Annotated in this window: 14 protein-coding genes; 9 read left to right on the forward strand and 5 right to left on the reverse strand. The window is 60.7% G+C overall.

Features of this window, described 5'->3' with window-relative positions:
* Window positions 1–3 precede the first annotated feature (3 nt).
* Window positions 4–939 carry a LysR substrate-binding domain-containing protein gene (locus tag ACFOZ5_RS19270; RefSeq protein ID WP_379890443.1) on the forward strand — a complete coding sequence of 312 codons (936 nt, stop codon included), beginning with the start codon at window positions 4–6 and terminating at the stop codon, window positions 937–939.
* Between the two features lie 91 nt (window positions 940–1030).
* Window positions 1031–2920, forward strand: coding sequence for a methyl-accepting chemotaxis protein (locus ACFOZ5_RS19275; RefSeq protein WP_379890445.1), 1890 nt, complete (start codon window positions 1031–1033; stop codon window positions 2918–2920).
* 91 nt (window positions 2921–3011) lie between these two features.
* Here ACFOZ5_RS19275 and ACFOZ5_RS19280 read toward each other — a convergent pair whose 3' ends face one another.
* Entirely contained in the window at window positions 3012–3560 is a 549-nt protein-coding gene (locus tag ACFOZ5_RS19280) for a hypothetical protein (RefSeq protein WP_379890447.1), read from the reverse strand.
* 217 nt (window positions 3561–3777) lie between these two features.
* Here ACFOZ5_RS19280 and ACFOZ5_RS19285 point away from each other — a divergent pair, with 217 nt between their 5' ends.
* The 3 genes from ACFOZ5_RS19285 to ACFOZ5_RS19295 all read left to right on the forward strand — a co-directional run bounded on the left by ACFOZ5_RS19285 (window position 3778) and on the right by ACFOZ5_RS19295 (window position 5936).
* Window positions 3778–4107 (forward strand): DUF3175 domain-containing protein, encoded by a 330-nt coding sequence (locus ACFOZ5_RS19285; protein WP_379890449.1) that lies wholly within the window; start codon window positions 3778–3780, stop codon window positions 4105–4107.
* 191 nt (window positions 4108–4298) lie between these two features.
* Entirely contained in the window at window positions 4299–5201 is a 903-nt protein-coding gene (locus ACFOZ5_RS19290; protein WP_379890451.1) for a DMT family transporter, read from the forward strand.
* Window positions 5202–5237: 36 nt separating this feature from the next.
* Entirely contained in the window at window positions 5238–5936 is a 699-nt protein-coding gene (locus ACFOZ5_RS19295) for an SDR family oxidoreductase (protein ID WP_379890453.1), read from the forward strand.
* 62 nt (window positions 5937–5998) lie between these two features.
* On the opposite strand, the gene ACFOZ5_RS19300 is transcribed toward ACFOZ5_RS19295, so the two are convergent.
* Entirely contained in the window at window positions 5999–7300 is a 1302-nt protein-coding gene (locus tag ACFOZ5_RS19300; protein ID WP_379890455.1) for an MFS transporter, read from the reverse strand.
* Window positions 7301–7462: 162 nt separating this feature from the next.
* Window positions 7463–8557 carry an AmmeMemoRadiSam system radical SAM enzyme gene (amrS, locus tag ACFOZ5_RS19305; protein WP_379890457.1) on the reverse strand — a complete coding sequence of 365 codons (1095 nt, stop codon included), beginning with the start codon at window positions 8555–8557 and terminating at the stop codon, window positions 7463–7465.
* A gap of 122 nt (window positions 8558–8679) precedes the next feature.
* Between amrS and amrB the strand changes: the two genes are divergently transcribed.
* Entirely contained in the window at window positions 8680–9480 is an 801-nt protein-coding gene (gene amrB / locus ACFOZ5_RS19310; protein ID WP_379890459.1) for an AmmeMemoRadiSam system protein B, read from the forward strand.
* 2 nt (window positions 9481–9482) lie between these two features.
* On the forward strand, window positions 9483–10061 hold the full coding sequence (gene amrA / locus ACFOZ5_RS19315; RefSeq protein ID WP_379890461.1) for an AmmeMemoRadiSam system protein A: 579 nt from the start codon (window positions 9483–9485) through the stop codon (window positions 10059–10061).
* Between the two features lie 27 nt (window positions 10062–10088).
* Here the strand turns inward: amrA and ACFOZ5_RS19320 are convergent, their stop codons facing one another.
* A complete protein-coding gene (locus tag ACFOZ5_RS19320) occupies window positions 10089–10691 on the reverse strand; it encodes a YqaA family protein (protein WP_379890464.1) in 603 nt (200 codons plus the stop codon).
* A gap of 6 nt (window positions 10692–10697) precedes the next feature.
* Window positions 10698–11552 (reverse strand): DUF1206 domain-containing protein, encoded by an 855-nt coding sequence (locus ACFOZ5_RS19325; protein WP_379890466.1) that lies wholly within the window; start codon window positions 11550–11552, stop codon window positions 10698–10700.
* 306 nt (window positions 11553–11858) lie between these two features.
* On the opposite strand from ACFOZ5_RS19325, the gene ACFOZ5_RS19330 reads away from it, so the two are divergent.
* The gene (locus ACFOZ5_RS19330) at window positions 11859–13865 is read left to right on the forward strand and encodes a carboxylesterase/lipase family protein (RefSeq protein WP_379890468.1); all 2007 of its coding nucleotides are present in this window, start codon (window positions 11859–11861) and stop codon (window positions 13863–13865) included.
* Between the two features lie 25 nt (window positions 13866–13890).
* Window positions 13891–15915 (forward strand): carboxylesterase/lipase family protein, encoded by a 2025-nt coding sequence (locus tag ACFOZ5_RS19335; RefSeq protein WP_379890470.1) that lies wholly within the window; start codon window positions 13891–13893, stop codon window positions 15913–15915.
* Window positions 15916–16026 lie beyond the last annotated feature (111 nt).

A 16026-nucleotide genomic window follows, 5' to 3' on the forward strand; every position in this document is an offset into this window, starting at 1 on the left:
GGCATGTTGGATCTCAACGATCTCTATTATTTTGTTCTGGTGGTGGACCATCACGGTTTCAGTGCGGCGGGGCGAGCAGTCAACCTCCCCAAGTCCCGCCTGAGCCGCCGAATAGCGGTTCTTGAACAGGCTCTCGAAACCCGTTTGCTGAGCCGAAGTTCCCGCAAGATGGCGTTAACGGATGCGGGGCAGGCGCTGTACCGTCACGCGCGGGCCATGCTGGTGGAGGCCGAAGCCGCTGAAACCGCGGTGCGCCAGCGTCAGGGGGAGCCTCTGGGCGTGGTCCGGTTCGCGTGTTCTGTTGCCATGGCCCAGTTCGTGATGTCGGATCTCTTACCCCGTTTCATGTCCGACTATCCGCGGGTGGACGTGATTCAACACGCCAGCAACCATTACGTTGACGCCGTGGGCGAGGGGTTTGACCTCGTGCTGCGAGCCCATACCGGGCCCTTGCCAGATTCTTCCCTGGTACAGCGAAACCTGGCCTCAACGCATTGGTGTCTTGCGGCAGCGCCGGACTACCTTGAACAACACGGCACGCCGCAATCGCCTGCGGACCTGCCAGGTCACTCCGCTCTGAAGCTCGGGTCCGATACGGCGGAAGGGCGCTGGCAACTACGCTCCCTGGCATCGAAAGAGCAGGGCGATGCAACCCTTCCTTTTACCGCGCGTTTCTGCAGCGATGATATGACGGGGCTCAAGCGCGCGGCCATGGCGGGGCTCGGTATCGTGGCCCTGCCGGGGTATATCTGCCGCCCGGAGTTCAATGAGGGAAGCCTGGTTCAGTTGTTGCCAGGGTGGAGCGCCGGCCACGCCCAGTTAAGTTTGCTGATGCCATTCCGCCGTGGCCAGCTGCCATCTGTCCAGGCTTTGGCGGGTTTTCTGGCTGCCAAATTGCCGGGCATTGTGAGTGGTCAGGATCCTGGAGCGGGCGGTTAACAAAACGTTTCAAGAAACGAACTGCATTGCCGATACGCTGAAGTACAGTAAGCACAATTGACAAGATCAAACCTTCAGGAGTAACTCACCGGTGAAGCGCCTTTCTCTCTCGTGGCAGCAGAAATTCTGGTTGCTGATCGTTGCCACACTTGTCGGGCTCGTTCTGGTCGCGCTCGCTGCCCTGCGTGGCCTGGATCAGGTGTCGGTATCCTATGAGGCCCGGTCTGACGCCAATGCGTACGAAAACGCGTCGCTGGCCCTGTGGAATGAGTGGCTGAAAGTGGAGAGCCTCAGTGCGGACCTGGACGCCGACGAAACTGAGCGCTTCCAGCAGCTGCTGGATGCCCTTGCGGCAGAGGCCGGCCAGCTGGCGACGCTCGCGAACCGTATCCCCGGTGACGATATCCAGGCCACAGCCGCGCAGATCGAGAAGCGGGTGGACGAGTATGTGGCACTGCGCCGCCAGTGGCTTGAACAGCGCCAGACCCTGGGCATGAGCCCATCCGGGGGCATCTATGGTGATCTGACCAGGGCCATGGAAGAGGGCCTGCGGGAAATCAGCATCTCGATCATGAACGATGATATCGAGATGGCCAGGACGGCCTATTCGGACTACGTCAATAACTTCACGCCGGAGTCCGCGCAAAAGACCAATCAGGCCATTGAAGGGATGCAGGCAATCATCTCCGACATGGGTTGGGAGGACAACGACCTGGGTCTGGCAGTGAGTACCTTTGCCGAGGCCTTCGAGCGAGCGGAAGCCCAGATTGACACCATCCTTGAAACCGAGCAGCAACTGGCGTCACTGGGTAATGACCTGGAAGCCGTGATTGAGCGCCAGAACGAATCCCTGAAAAGCAGTCTGATCGCCGAGACCGTTGCCAGTGCGGAACAGGCAAAGAATGCGTCGACCTGGTTGATCGTTATTGTATCGGCGGTCGTGCTGGTGGTTCTGGTGGTTACCCTGGTGCAGGCTTCCCGCACCCTGGTCGGCCGGCTGCACGACGCCGTGGGTCTGCTCTCGCGCGTGGCAGGGGGTGACCTGAGCCAGCGCCTGCGGCTGGGCAGAAATTCCAACGATGAGTTCAATGCTCTGGGCAGCGCCTCCAACCAGATGGTTGAGGATGTGTCCGATGTGATCCGTAAAGTGCTTGACGGCAACCGCGACCTGTCCCGCCTTCAGGGGGAATTGCAGCAACTGGTCGGCCAGATGAGCACCAACGGGGATCAGGTGGAGGCCCAGACCGAACAGGCTGCAGCCGCCGTGCAGGAAATCTCACACACGGCTGCGGACATTGCCAAGCTGACCAACACGGTCAATCAGTCCACCCGGGAAGCCAACGAAGCGTCCCAGCATGGGGCACAGGTGGTTCGCAGCAATGGCGAGGTGATGCAGGACCTTTCCAGCAAGATCCGGCAAACCCACGAGCAGGTCGAAAGCCTGAGCAAGACCGGTGAGAAAGTGAACACCATTGTGGACACCATCAACGGACTGGCCGAGCAGACCAACCTGCTGGCCCTTAATGCGGCAATAGAGGCCGCTCGTGCAGGAGAGGCTGGGCGCGGCTTCTCGGTGGTGGCGGATGAAGTGCGTTCGCTGGCCGAGAAGACGGTTTCGGCCACCAGCGGTATTGCGCAGATCGTCGAGGCGCTGAACCGGGAGACACGGGAAATCTCGGCACTGATGGAACAGGGGCTTCAGCAGGCGAGTTCCGGCGAGCAGAGCGCTGGTGAGGCGGTATCGGTGATCGAACGCATCACCCAGTCCATTCAGTCACTTGCCGGGGACATGGATCAGGTGGTCACCTCGGTGGAGGGCATTTCCAGCACCACCGAGGAGATTGCCCAGAAGGTAGAGCATATCCACGGCCATGCGGTGGAATCCCGCTCGATACGGGGCCACCTGGAGAACCACGCACGGGCCCTGGGGGATTGTTCCGAGACCCTGAACCAGACGTCTTCCGGTTTCCGGCTGTCGTAACGGTGCACAACGGGATCAGACACCCGGTTGTGCAGGCCCGGGTGGGTCGTGGCTTCTCCCCGGCCACGCATGGACGGGCGGAGCAATGGCTTCAGGAAATAAGACGTACAGGGCGGGTCGGATCGAAATTCACCCACTCGCCGTTTTCAATCTGTCCTTCCGTCTCCTCAAGCTGATCACCGTCGTGTTGCCGGATCAGCGCCACTACGTCCTGTCGGGTTCTGCTATCTACCTCAGTAGCCACGTGAAGTCCTGCTTTACGGTCCACGACGGGGGCCTCTCCGGAAGCCTTGTCTGACGAATCAGCCTCGTCATCGGTTTCGCTGACGGCACCCGCCAGGGAGCCGGTATAGGCGCCTACGCCGGCACCGGCAGCGGCTCCTATCGGGCCGGCGACCGAACCGGCAGCGGCACCGGCAGCCGCCCCGACACCAACACCGACCCAGGCGCCTTTGCCCGCTTTGGCGGCGCCAGGCGAAGTGCTCTTGTCGCCCCCCATTGGCAACAGATGGTGTTGCCCGTCAGGGTTGACGTAAAACACGGAAATTTTGTCCCGGGTGATACCCAGGCCCTCAATGGACCTGGTGAGTTCTTCGGCGTGTTCCTGGACGTCCAGTCGTCCGGCGATGATATGTCCCATAGGTTCCCCCTGTGGTATATCAGGATGTCATTGAGTTTAGTCAATAAGCGTAGCAGCTACTGAGCCTGCTGGAGCTGGGTCACGGGATTTCCCTGGTTGAACTCCGTGGCAACAGGTGTTTCGGCGTCTTTCCTGGACTACGCTTTTTTTGAAGGGCTGGATGATCGCGGTGTTCTGATCCCGGGTCAGGCAGAGTCAGGAAGAGGAGGGCGACGCCATGTCGAAATCACACTCAACCACGGCAACCAGGGGTAACGAAAGATGGTCGCAACAGGTCACCCGTTCCAGTCACTCACTGGATCTTGAAAGGGGCGTATTCTCGCAGGAGGATCCGCGGGACATTGCGCGTTCACTGAAGGAATCCGCCGAGCGCAGTGAGCGACGCAAGGCAGACCCGTACCGCTCGGCCATGTCCATGCTTACGTTCTACGTCAACCGTGCCGGCAGCCAGCTATCGGATAGCCAGCGACAGAGGCTTGAACAGGCCAAGGATGAGCTTAGAGAGATCTACGGCCGTCCCCGGAAGGATGGAAAATCAAAGTCCTGATGGAGGGGGGGGGAAGCAGTCAAAAGCGGTAGGTAAAAGTCACAATGCGGGTGCCCGTGACCCCGAAGGTCATCCCCTTGTTTTTCCACTGACAGGTGCGACCATGCTGAACACAAGCGTCTCGTTCGGTTGGTTCGCTGACCTGCTGTGGGGCGCAAGACATTCAGAAGCAAAGCGGGGTTCATTGCCTTATGGTGAAGGGCTCTCCGGATTTCGACACGCGGTCAGTCCTGGTGGTGCTGGCCGCTATATGCTGGGGTCTGGCCGGGGGGCTCGGCGGCTGGTTGATGGCCGATGGGTGGGACCCGTATGTGCTTGCGTTCTATCGTGGTGCTACCGGCTTGGTCTGTATTGCCCTCTGGGTCGGGCTGCGCCCCGTCACCACTGATTTCACAAATCCCCGGTTGTGGTTCTGGTCTGTTGTTGCCGGTCTGGGTGTGGCTGGCAACTTCACGTTCTATTTCCTGAGCATCTCGAAGGGCAGTGTCGCGGTGGCGGCAACCCTGATGTACTGCGCGCCCGTGTTCGTCTACATCCTGTCATTCATCCTCAAGCTGGAACGGCTGACCCCGCTCAAGGGCGTGGCGATCCTTCTGGTGACGCTTGGTATCGTATTGCTCACCCGTGTCTACAACGTTGGCGAGACAAGCATCACCACCATGGGCGTTGTCGCGGGTCTGCTTGCCGGCCTTTCCTATGCCATATTCATTTTTGGCTTCAAGTACGCAACGCCCCACGGCAGCCCCCAGTCCATTCTGGTGATGGCGTTCGGCACACTGTGTATTTCCCTGATGGGGCTGGTGGATTTTGATCAGGCCCTTGCCGCGCTGAGTTCTTCAGACCTGCCACTTTTTATGGCCCTTGGCCTGCTTGGTGCGGGGGTGTCGTTCGTGATGTATGTTGTAGGTCTGGACCATACCGCCCCGGCTGTGGCCTCTGTGGTGGCAATGGTTGAACCGGTGACAGCATCCCTGTTTGGCGTCTTCATTCTTGATGAAAGGCTGGCCGGCATGCAGGTCGCCGGTATGGTGCTTATCCTGGTGACGGTTACGGTACTGAGCGTGGCGTCAGCTTCCGGCGATACGCAATCGTGATCTTTAAACCCACGCAATACTGAATGAGGAGGTCCCATGGGCCAATCCAATGATCCGGTACTACTGATTACCGGCGCATCTTCCGGTATCGGTGCGGAAACCGCCCGGGCAGCCGCCGCTGACGGTTATCGACTGGTACTGGCGGCACGTTCGGACGACAAGCTACAGGCCTTGCAGCAGGCGCTGGGTGGTGAAGAACGGGTTGTCATAACCACCTGCGACGTGCAGTCGGTGGCTGACCAGAAAGCCATGGTGGACAGGGCCTTGGCAGCGTTTGGCCGCATCGACGCGGTGTTTGCCAATGCTGGTCGCGGTGGCGAGCCCGGTGGTTTTTCGGGGGCCGACCCGGAGGTCTGGAAGGACATGATTCTCACCAATATCCTAGGGGTGGGTATCACCCTTCAGGTGTGTATGCCGGCACTGAAGGAGTCCCGTGGTCACATACTGATTACCGGTTCCGCCGCCGGGCGCGCAACCATCCCCGGATCCATGTACAGCGCCAGCAAATGGGCGGTGTCTGCGATCGGATATGGTGTGCGTGAAGAGATCCGGGGCAGTGGCATTCGGGTGACCCTGATCGAACCGGGCATGGTGGACACGCCTTTCTTCGACCAGCGCCCGGATAATGCACTGGCGCCCGAGGACATTGCCCGCGCTGTCACCTATGCGTTGGCGCAACCCGCCCATGTGGACGTCAACGAGATCCTGGTGCGGCCGACGCCGGCCAGTCAGTAACGCCCGAGCCGGCTACGTCGGTGCGGGCTTTCGTCCCGAACTTCAGGTGCCTGGGGTCCCGGCTATTCCTGTTGCCGGGGCTTTTCATCATCGCTATGGGCATCGTTTTCCCCTGCGGTGTCGTCGGTGCTTTCTTCAAATTCCGTATTCCGCGGATCCAGCTCCGCAACGCCCAGGGCAGCTTCCGGCATGGTGGGGTAGTAATGCTCCTGCTCTTCCACGGACGGGTGGCGGCGTTGCGGGCCGGCCACCATGAACAGGATCAGCCCCCCAAGCATCAGCGCGTTGCTGATAAACAGGCCCTTCGGCCCCAGGAGATCCATGAACAGGGCGCTCACCAGTGGCCCGATGATGCTGCCCAGCCCATAACTCAGCAGCAGTGCGGTACTGGCCGCTGTAACCTGGTGGCTTTCCATCAGGTCGTTGGTAATGGCAACGGCGATGGGGTAGATCGCCGCGCTGATGCCCATGTAGAGGCCAACGAAGAAGACCAGCACGATCATGTTGACCTGACCGATAAACGCAGCGATCAGGCTGCAGGCAGCGGCCACCACGGCGGCCACCAGCATGACCCGATAACGGTCGAAATGGTCGCACAGGCGGCCAATGGGCCAGGCCAGCAACATGGCCGCGACGATGGCCGACGCCATGAAGTTGGAAAGCTGGTCAAGGTCCAGGCCAATGCGGTTCGCATAGACCGGCCCCATGGCATAGAAAGCGCTTATCAATAACCCGGCGATAAGCGCCCCCAGCGTACCGGTGGGGGATTTGTCATAGAGTTTGCGCAGTGACAGGCGGTCTCCCTGGGTGATGGTAGGGGATTCGCGCCGGGTCATCGACAGCGGCGTCAGCGCCAGCACCACCAGGATGGTCGCCAGTGAAAAGGGAATAAAGCCAGCCGGGTCTGCCAACCGGATCAGCACCTGGCCGCCAGCCGTGGAGAGGAAAAAGATAATCTGGTAGATGGCAAACAGGCTGGCCCGGTTGCGGTTGTCGGCCTTGCTGCTGAACCAGCTCTCCATCACGATCATCAGGCCGGCCATCATGAAGCCGCCCGCCGCTCGCAGAAAGCCCCACAACCAGGACTCCACCGCCATGGGATAGACCAGAATGGACGCCGCAAGCACTGCGGCGAACACGGCAAATGCCCGGATGTGGCCGACTTTTTCGATAATGCGCCCGGCGTAGAGGGTACCGGCTACGAAGCCGATGGAATAGAACGCCAGGATCCAGCCGATAACACTGGCGCTGAAATCCTCGATACTGAGGCGCAGGCCGAGGAGGGTCATCAGGAAGGCGTTGCCCATGATGAGCAGGATAATACTGAGGATCAGTGACGACAGGCTGGTGATGGTTTTCTGCATCGGTCTTACGCCCCTGTTTACTGGAAGCGAATGGGTCTCTGGCTGATGCCGTGGCTGTGACTGTTGGGATGATCAGGACAAATAAAAGGGCCCTGAAGCCGGTTGGTCAGTGACCGTCAGCTGACCGATATCCGGGAAGACGACACAGCGCGGGATTCGGTGTCAGATATAGTCCCGTAACCGCACCAGTTGCCGTCGGGCGCCCCAGTTCCCGGGCGGACCGTCGAACACACCGGCACAGCGGGTACCGCAGTTCAGGCAATGACCGTCGTCGCTCAGGTTCCAGTCGTCCAGCACATACCAGTCACGCCCGATGAGGATTTCACCGCAGTGGTGGCAATAGGTGCTGGAGCCGCCATGGTCGTGCACATTGCCGGTATAGGCATAGCGAACGCCGTTCTCCAGGGCGATGCGGCGGGCCCGGCCGAGAATGGCCGGTTCCGTGGGTGGCGAGTCCATCATTTTCCAGTCCGGGTGGAAGGCGGTGAAGTGCATGGGCACATCCGGGCCCAGGTGCTCTGCCACCCAGCGGGTCATGCGGTGGAGTTCCTCGTCGGAATCGTTCTGCTCCGGTATCAGTAAGGTGGTGAGCTCCAGCCAGGTGTCCGTTTCATGCCGGATGTACTCCAGGGTTTCCAGGACCGGGTCCAGGTGGGCGCCGGTGATGCGGTGATAGAACCGGTCAGTGAATGCCTTCAGGTCGACATTGGCGGCATCCATGTGGCGATAGAATTCGGCCCGTGGTTCGGCGGTCACATAGCCTGCGGTAACAGCGACAGCATGGACGCCCACCTCATGACAGGCCTGAGCCACGTCGATAGCGTACTCGTGAAAAATCACGGGATCATTGTAGGTAAAAGCGACACTCTTGCATCCGTTGGCGACAGCGGCCCGGGCGATGGCCTCCGGGCTGGCCTGGTCGGCCAGTTCATCGGTCTCGCGTGATTTGCTGATGTCCCAGTTCTGGCAGAACTTGCACGCCAGGTTGCACCCGGCCGTGCCGAAGGAAAGTACCGGTGTACCGGGCAGGAAATGGTTAAGGGGTTTCTTCTCGATGGGGTCTATGCAGTAACCGGATGACCGGCCGTAGGTGGTGAGGACAACGGTGTCGTTCAGGCGCCCCCGGACAAAGCACAGCCCGCGCTGGCCTTCGTGCAGCTTGCAGTACCTTGGGCACAGGTCGCACTGGATCCGTCCGTCTTCAAGAAAATGCCAGTAGCCTACGGAGAGCCCCTGCTGGATGGGAATGTCAGCCATGGTCTGACCTCCTTGAAACCCGGTTACCGAGTACTCAGCTATCATCTATAGTGTTGGTCTGGGCTGGTGTCAAAAACACCAGAGACAAAGGACCGGAAAGCCGCAGGCGGGAGGTGCCAACCATGTCTGCTTCCATACGTCATACCGCGGTTGCCGGGTTGTTCTACCCTGACGACCCGGGTCAACTGAAAACCATGGTGGACGGGTTTCTGAACTCGGCGCAGGCTGACGGGCCGCCACCCAAGGCCATCATTGTGCCCCATGCCGGCTATCCGTTCTCCGGCGCTGTGGCGGCCAGGGCCTATGCGCGTCTGGCGCCATTGAGGCATCGCATTCGCCGGGTGGTCCTGCTGGGCCCGTCGCACCGGGTGCCCCTGCGGGGCATCGCCGCGCCCACTGCGGAACTGTTTGAAAGCCCACTGGGCAATGTGCCAGTGGACCAGCCGGCCATTCGCGGCCTGGAACATCTGCCACAGGTGAGTTACCTGGATGAGGCCCACCGGCTGGAACACAGCCTGGAAGTTCATCTGCCTTTCCTGCAGAGTCTGTTCGATGACTTCACGCTGGTACCGCTGGTGGTGGGTGAAACCAGACCAGAGTTGGTGGCTGAAGTGCTCGAGACGCTCTGGGGTGGTGCGGAAACGCTGATCGTCATCAGCTCAGACCTGAGCCACTACCATCCCTATGAGGATGCCAGGAAGCGGGATACTCGCACCAGCCATCACATCGAGACCCTCGACTACCAGCATATCCAGCATGACGACGCCTGCGGTCGTAACCCGGTGAATGGGCTGCTGTACCTGGCGAAACAAAGAGGCCTTGGCATGACCACGCTGGATCTGTGTAATTCCGGTGATACCGCCGGCTCCCGGGACCGGGTAGTCGGGTATGGTGCCTATGTCCTGACCGGGGATTCGGCCTGACCATGTTGTCCGGAATTGAACGCAGCCAGCTGCTGGGGCTGGCGGATGCATCCATAGGCGAAGGCCTGGTGACCGGCACTCCGCTGCAGGTGGAGCTCCAGAACGTGACGCCACATCTTGCCAGCCCCGGCACAACGTTTGTCACGCTCAGGCTGCAGGGGCAGCTACGGGGCTGCATCGGAAGCCTCGAAGCTCTGCGCCCGCTGGCGGAAGATTGTGCGGCCAATGCGTTCGCCGCCGCGTTCCGGGATCCCAGGTTTGCCCCGGTGACAGCGGCGGAATACCCGTTGCTGCAGCTCCATATCTCCGTACTGGAGCCACCAAGGCCACTGTCTGTCGGTTCCGAAGCCGAACTGCTGGACCGGCTTCGTCCGGGAGAAGATGGCCTGGTTCTGGTTGAGGGAGGGCGGCGCGCCACCTTTCTGCCCAGCGTCTGGGAGCAACTGCCCGACCCCGGGGAGTTTGTCCGCCACCTCAAACGAAAAGCAGGGTTGCCCGGTGACTACTGGTCCACGACGCTGCAGTTCGGACGGTATGGCGTGGAAGAATTTGACGCTGCAAGTGGCGGAACGGCTGCCTGAAAACACCATGAGACCCTGTGCGAAGGATCAAAGCAACGCATTGGCCAGTGCCTGCATACCGAGCGAGACGCCAATGACAATGGCAGCGGCCGCGAGGCTGGTGAGTACGGCGTGTTTTTGCCACAGCTGCTGGGCGCGGTCGCCAAAATGGTACACCAGCCAGGCCAGCCCGTAGTAGCGGATGCCCCGGGCGATCAGTGCGGCGAAGACAAACAGGTAAATCGGGTACCCGGACAGGCCCGCCGTAATCATGGCAATCTGGAAGGGCACAGGTACGATACCCAGCGCAAGGATCGCCACAAACCCGTACTGATCGAAAAACGACTGGAAGGCCTCATAGCCCTGTTGCATACCCATGGTCTCGATAAACCAGGTGCCGACTGACTGGTACAACACCATACCCACGCCGTAGCCCAGCAGTGAGGCAAGCAGGCAGCCCACGGTGACGACGGTGGCAAGTGTCCAGATTCGGGATCTGTTGGCGGCCATCAGTGGAATCAGCACCACTTCAATGGGAACCGGCACGATAATGGTCTCCAGGAACGAGAGCAGTCCCAGCAGCCAGAGCATGTGCCGGGATCTGCTGATGCGGTAAAACCAGCGCCGGGCCCGTTCAGACTGGAAGGCCATCGTCTGTCAGTCCTTTGGATTCGGGTCAATTCGGCGATAGGCCGACAGCAACAGGCTGTACAACCCGAAAGCAAACAGGCCCGTCGCCATGATCCCGAGAAGCCAGCGGCCGAAAATCTGGTGACTCAGCAGGGAGAACACTTCTGACATACCGCCTGCCCGATCCGGCGCCGAATGCCAGGCAGCCAGGATAAACAGGCCTCCCACGATCAGAAACACCACGCCGCGTGTCGACAAACCGAAACGACAAATAGGATAGGCCCAGCGCTTGGTGCGCTCGGCCATGTCGAGATGACGGTCGAAACCGCCTTTCACCGCCTTGACGATATGGGCGATGCCGGCACCGATGAACATGACGCCGGCTATGCCGACCAGCCATTGCCCGAAGGGCTGCTTCATCAGCCAGCTGGCCAGGCCCTGGCCGCCACCACCGCCGGACTGGCCCAGGGTGAACACCAGGCTGAGGGCAAAAATGGCCAGCAATGTGTGAGTAACCGCACTTGCCAGCAGCCCGCTACGGATAACCAGGCCCTTGGGTCCGATACCGTGGGCGTCCGCGTCGAGTATGGCCTGCAGGCATCGCCAGAGCGAGTGTCCCACCAGTCCGACGGCGATAATGACCAGCAGAATGTCCCCGGCAGGGGCCAGTAGCAGTCTCTGCAGGGCGCCTTTGCTGTCGGTGGTCTCTCCGCCCTGGTCGAGTACAGCCAGGGTTGCCAGACCGCCAACCAGCAGATAGACAATGCCGCGAGAGGCATAGCCGAACCGTGCATAGAGTTTGAGTGCATCCCGGTATGGGGTCGGCGGTGTGCGTTGGTTGATGGTGATCTCCTTATCTCGCAGCGGATGGCGATCAGGCACTAACGCTCGGAAATTCCGGTCAGCCTGCTCATTCAAGCTAGCACCTCTGAATGGCTTCGTGCCAATCAGGCGTTATCTTTTCTGCCCGGGGGTCGCTGTCCGGTTCCCCTCCCGACTTTGCGCTTTCGCGATGTGAGACCTATAGTCATTTCGACTCACAAAAAAGACATAACAACGGAGGTGATAGACCCGAAAGCGTTTGCGCCAACACCGTGTCAATGTGAATGCAGTACGTCAGGTCCGCGCATCAGGCGGGTCCGGCGGTATTCAGGAAGAGCGACGAATACAACAATAAAGGATATCTGCATGAACAATCCCATCCCTGACCGGGATCTGTGCCGCCGTGCACTGCTCGCGGTCGCGATCACACCCTGGTTATTGACCCTCAGCGGCTGTGGGGACGATGACTCCTCCTCGTCGGACTCATCCGACACCCGCACCGGTACCTTTGTGGATAGCCCCGTGGCGGGTCTGGACTATGCCGGGGAGCAGACATCTGCAGCCATGACAGACGACAACGGCCAGTTCCGTTATCGGGAAGGAGAGACCATCACTTTCTCCATTGGCGACCTCATCCTGGGGGCTGCAACTGGTGCCGATGTGGTGACTCCGGTGGATATCACCAGCGGTGCTGTTGATGCCACAGACCCTGGTGTCACTAACCGGCTGGTGCTCCTGCAGACCCTGGATGCCGATGGCGACCTGAACAACGGCATTCAGTTGACGGACGCCATCCGCGCCCGGGTGTCAGCCAGCTCCGACAGTCTGGACGTCGATCAGACCCCGGAGGACTTCAGCGCTGCGCTGGCGCCGGTTCTGACAGCACTGGAGGAAGATGAGGCGTTTACCGACAGCGACCCACGGCCCAGGGCGGTGGTCTCTGCCGGTGATGCTGCGGAGCACTTCCGCCGCGCCACCAGCTCGCGCCACGTGGTGGCAACCACCACCGGCGAATTGCGCGGCTTTGAGGCCGACCCGGACACCTGGCAGTTCCTGGGCATTCCCTACGCCCAGCCGCCGGTGGGAGAACTGCGCTGGCGTCCGCCGCAGCCGCCGGAATCCTGGCAAGGCGTGCGTGAAGCGGTGTCCTGGAGCGACCAGTCTGCCCAGAACCCGGCTTTGCAGCGCTTCGGGGAAGGGGGCATGAGCGAAGACTCCCTCTATCTGAACGTTACTACCCCCAAGGGCGCTGACAAGCTGCCGGTGATGGTGTGGTTCCATGGTGGGGGCTTTACCTCCCTGACCGGCAATACCATACCGTTCAATAATCCCGAGGCGCTGGTAACAAAGGGCGTGGTTCAGGTATCGGTGAACCACCGTCTGGGTCCCTTCGGCTACATCGCCCATCCGGACCTGAGTGCCGAAAGCGGCTACGGAGGCTCCGGCAATTACGGCCAGATGGACCTGATCGCGGCCCTGGAATGGGTCCGTGACAACATCGAGGCGTTTGGTGGCGATCCGGGCAATGTGACCATCTTCGGTGAGTCCGGTGGCGGGCGCAAAGTACTTTCGCTGATGGCGTCTCCGGAAGCCGAAGGCCTGTTCCACAAGGCCATCAGCCAGAGCGGCACACTGTACCCGGACACCCGCAGCCTCGATTCCGCGGAAGCCATTGGCGAGCAGCTGCAGTCCGGGCTGGGCGCCTCTTCACTGGCCCAGATGCGCGATGCCAGCTGGACCGAGGTAGTAGCGGCTTCGGCCTCGCTGGTGCCCTATACCAACGTGGACAACTTCTATCTGCCCCATACCGAAAGGGTCAGTTTCGAAAGTGGCAACCAGAACGATGTGCCGTTCATGTTCCTGATCAACACCAACGACACGCCGGACCCGACTGAAACGGTGATCGATGTCTTCCCGTGGATGGCGCCGCTCAACAGTGAACCCATGTATGCCACCCTGTTCAGCCACCAACCCGCCGGCTGGAAAGCCCGGGGCGTGGAAGCCTACCACGCTGCTGATCTGGCCTACGTGTTCAACATGCCCCGCAGCGTGATCACCCATTACCAGCTGGGCCTGGTTATTGACCCGGCTACCGGTGAGTCTCTGGAAATCGGTGATCTCAATGGCAACGGCGTGTCCGGTTCGGCCGGGGACCCGGCGGACATCTTTGCCTCTGCGGGTTTTGATGAGACCGATGAGCAGGTGATCGACCGCATGCTCACCATCTGGACCAACTTCGCCAAAACCGGCAATCCGGATATTGAGGGCGATGTTGACTATCCCGAGTACGACGCGGCGACCCAGTCCTACGTGGAGATTGGCGCTGAAGCCCAAGTGAAGAGCGGCCTTGCAGACGCACTGACCGAGGAATAGGACCCACACTGCCATGGAGAGAATCATGAAGAATCGACAAAACAGAAAAACCTGGCGCACGGTAATGATGCTGGCCGCGGTATCGCCCGCGGCCCTGTTGCTGAGCGGTTGTGGCGACGATGATGACAGTAGATCGTCGGACGATACCCGTACAGGCACCTTTGTCGACAGCCCCGTTGCGGGGCTCGACTACACCGGTTCGGATAGCTCTGCCGGTCGCACCAACGAACGCGGTGAGTTCCGCTACCGGGAAGGGGAGACCATCACTTTTGCCATTGGTGACCTGGAGCTGGGCGCCGCAGAGGGCGCAGAGGTGGTCACGCCCCTGTCCATCAGCGACGGCGCGGATACCGTTGATGACCCGGCGGTGACCAACCGGCTGATCCTGTTGCAGTCCCTGGATGCCGATGGTGATCTGAACAACGGAATCCAGATTAGCGACGGGATTCGCGACCAGGTCTCGGCGGAAGCCATGACCATCAACTTCAATCAGGCGCCGGAGGATTTCAGGGGCAGCCTGGACACTGTTCTGACCGCGCTGGAGGAATCGGGAGCCTTCACTGACCTGGATCCCCGTCCGCGCCAGGCCCGGGAAGCCGCCGATGCAAAGCAGCACTTCGAACGCAGCCGCAGTGCTGGTATGACAGTGGCGACCACCGGGGGCGACCTGCAGGGTTTCGAGGCCAATGAGGACACCTGGCAGTTTCTGGGAGTGCCTTACGGGAAACCACCGGTCGGAGACCTGCGCTGGCGTCCGCCAGAGCCCGCTGAGCCCTGGGATGGGGTACGGATGGCAGTATCCTGGGCTGACCAGTCAGCCCAGAATCCCACCCTGGAGTCGGCCAATGAGGGAGGAATGAGCGAGGACTCCCTCTACCTGAACATTACCACCCCGAAGGACGCTGACGATCTGCCGGTGATGGTCTGGTTCCATGGCGGTTCCTTCTCGATCCTCTCCGCCAACTCCCGGCAGTACAACAACCCGGACAGCCTGACCACCAAGGGGGTGGTACTGGTGACGGTCAACCACCGGCTGGGCCCGTTCGGCTACATTGCCCACCCGTTGCTGACCGAGGAAAGCGGTTATAACGGCTCCGGCAACTATGGCCAGATGGATCTGGTCCTGGCGCTGCAGTGGGTCCAGGACAACATCGAGGCCTTCGGTGGTGATCCTGATAATGTCACCCTCTTCGGGCAGTCCGGTGGTGGCGGTAAAGCCTACTCCCTGATGAACTCGCCTCAGGCAACCGGGCTTTTCCATAAGGCCATCGTGCAGAGTGGCTTCGCGCCCCTGGATCCGGAGAGCGCACCGGAAGACTCCCTGGCGGCCTCGGAAGCCGTGGGTACAGCACTATTCGAGCGCCTGGGAGTCTCCACCCTGGAGGAGGCGCGGGCATTATCCTGGACCGAGATCACCCAGGCGGACCTGGATAACAACATACCCCGACAGACTTACCGGCCAAACGTGGATTTCCACTATCAGACCAACACCTATTACCAGAATGTGCAGGACGGCATGCCCAGCGACGTGCCCCTGATGGCGGGTGCCACCAACGGCGACTATGACACCCTGCGTGCGGCCTTGCCGGTGTGGCTTGATCAGCGTTCGCCTGGTTACCAGTCTGAACAGTTTGTGTATGTGTTCAGCCGGGTGCCGGATGGTTGGGATGCCCTGGGCCTGAACAGTTGCCACGGCTGTGAGTTGCCCTACGTATTCAACTACCCAGCCGGTATGGTGCAGAACTATCTGTTCAACCTGGTACAGACCCCGGAGGGAGAAACCCCGGCGATCGGTGATCTCAATGGCAACGGAGTGTCAGGAACGGAGGGTGACACAGCGGATATCTTTACCTCCATGCAGTACGGGGCCGATGACCTGGCAATCACCGATCTGACCATGACCTTCTGGACCAACTTTGCCAAAAGCGGCGACCCCGGTACCGGCAGTCTGAACTGGCCGGCCTATACCACAACCAACGATACCTTCATGCACATCGGCCCGGAGAGTGGTGCTGCCGCTGACATGGGTCTGGAGGGGGCCCTTGAATAGGAGGTGAAATCCTGGCTCTGTCGAGGCGATGGCTACCTTCAGGTTACAATGACGGAAACCCGTTGGCCCCGGGCAGGGCCGGGATATCCGTGAAACCGCCGTGGAGGAATG

The sequence above is a fragment of the Marinobacter lacisalsi genome, from assembly GCF_042651045.1.
Taxonomy (GTDB): Bacteria; Pseudomonadota; Gammaproteobacteria; order Pseudomonadales; family Oleiphilaceae; genus Marinobacter; species Marinobacter lacisalsi.

Coding starts and splice junctions, on each gene's coding strand:
- ACFOZ5_RS19270 (WP_379890443.1), top strand. CDS start 4: ATGTTGGATCTCAACGATCTCTATTATTTTGTTCTGGTGGTGGACCAT.
- ACFOZ5_RS19280 (WP_379890447.1), bottom strand. CDS start 3,560: ATGGGACATATCATCGCCGGACGACTGGACGTCCAGGAACACGCCGAA.
- ACFOZ5_RS19285 (WP_379890449.1), top strand. CDS start 3,778: ATGTCGAAATCACACTCAACCACGGCAACCAGGGGTAACGAAAGATGG.
- ACFOZ5_RS19290 (WP_379890451.1), top strand. CDS start 4,299: ATGGTGAAGGGCTCTCCGGATTTCGACACGCGGTCAGTCCTGGTGGTG.
- ACFOZ5_RS19295 (WP_379890453.1), top strand. CDS start 5,238: ATGGGCCAATCCAATGATCCGGTACTACTGATTACCGGCGCATCTTCC.
- ACFOZ5_RS19300 (WP_379890455.1), bottom strand. CDS start 7,300: ATGCAGAAAACCATCACCAGCCTGTCGTCACTGATCCTCAGTATTATC.
- amrS (WP_379890457.1), bottom strand. CDS start 8,557: ATGGCTGACATTCCCATCCAGCAGGGGCTCTCCGTAGGCTACTGGCAT.
- amrB (WP_379890459.1), top strand. CDS start 8,680: ATGTCTGCTTCCATACGTCATACCGCGGTTGCCGGGTTGTTCTACCCT.
- amrA (WP_379890461.1), top strand. CDS start 9,483: ATGTTGTCCGGAATTGAACGCAGCCAGCTGCTGGGGCTGGCGGATGCA.
- ACFOZ5_RS19320 (WP_379890464.1), bottom strand. CDS start 10,691: ATGGCCTTCCAGTCTGAACGGGCCCGGCGCTGGTTTTACCGCATCAGC.
- ACFOZ5_RS19330 (WP_379890468.1), top strand. CDS start 11,859: ATGAACAATCCCATCCCTGACCGGGATCTGTGCCGCCGTGCACTGCTC.
- ACFOZ5_RS19335 (WP_379890470.1), top strand. CDS start 13,891: ATGAAGAATCGACAAAACAGAAAAACCTGGCGCACGGTAATGATGCTG.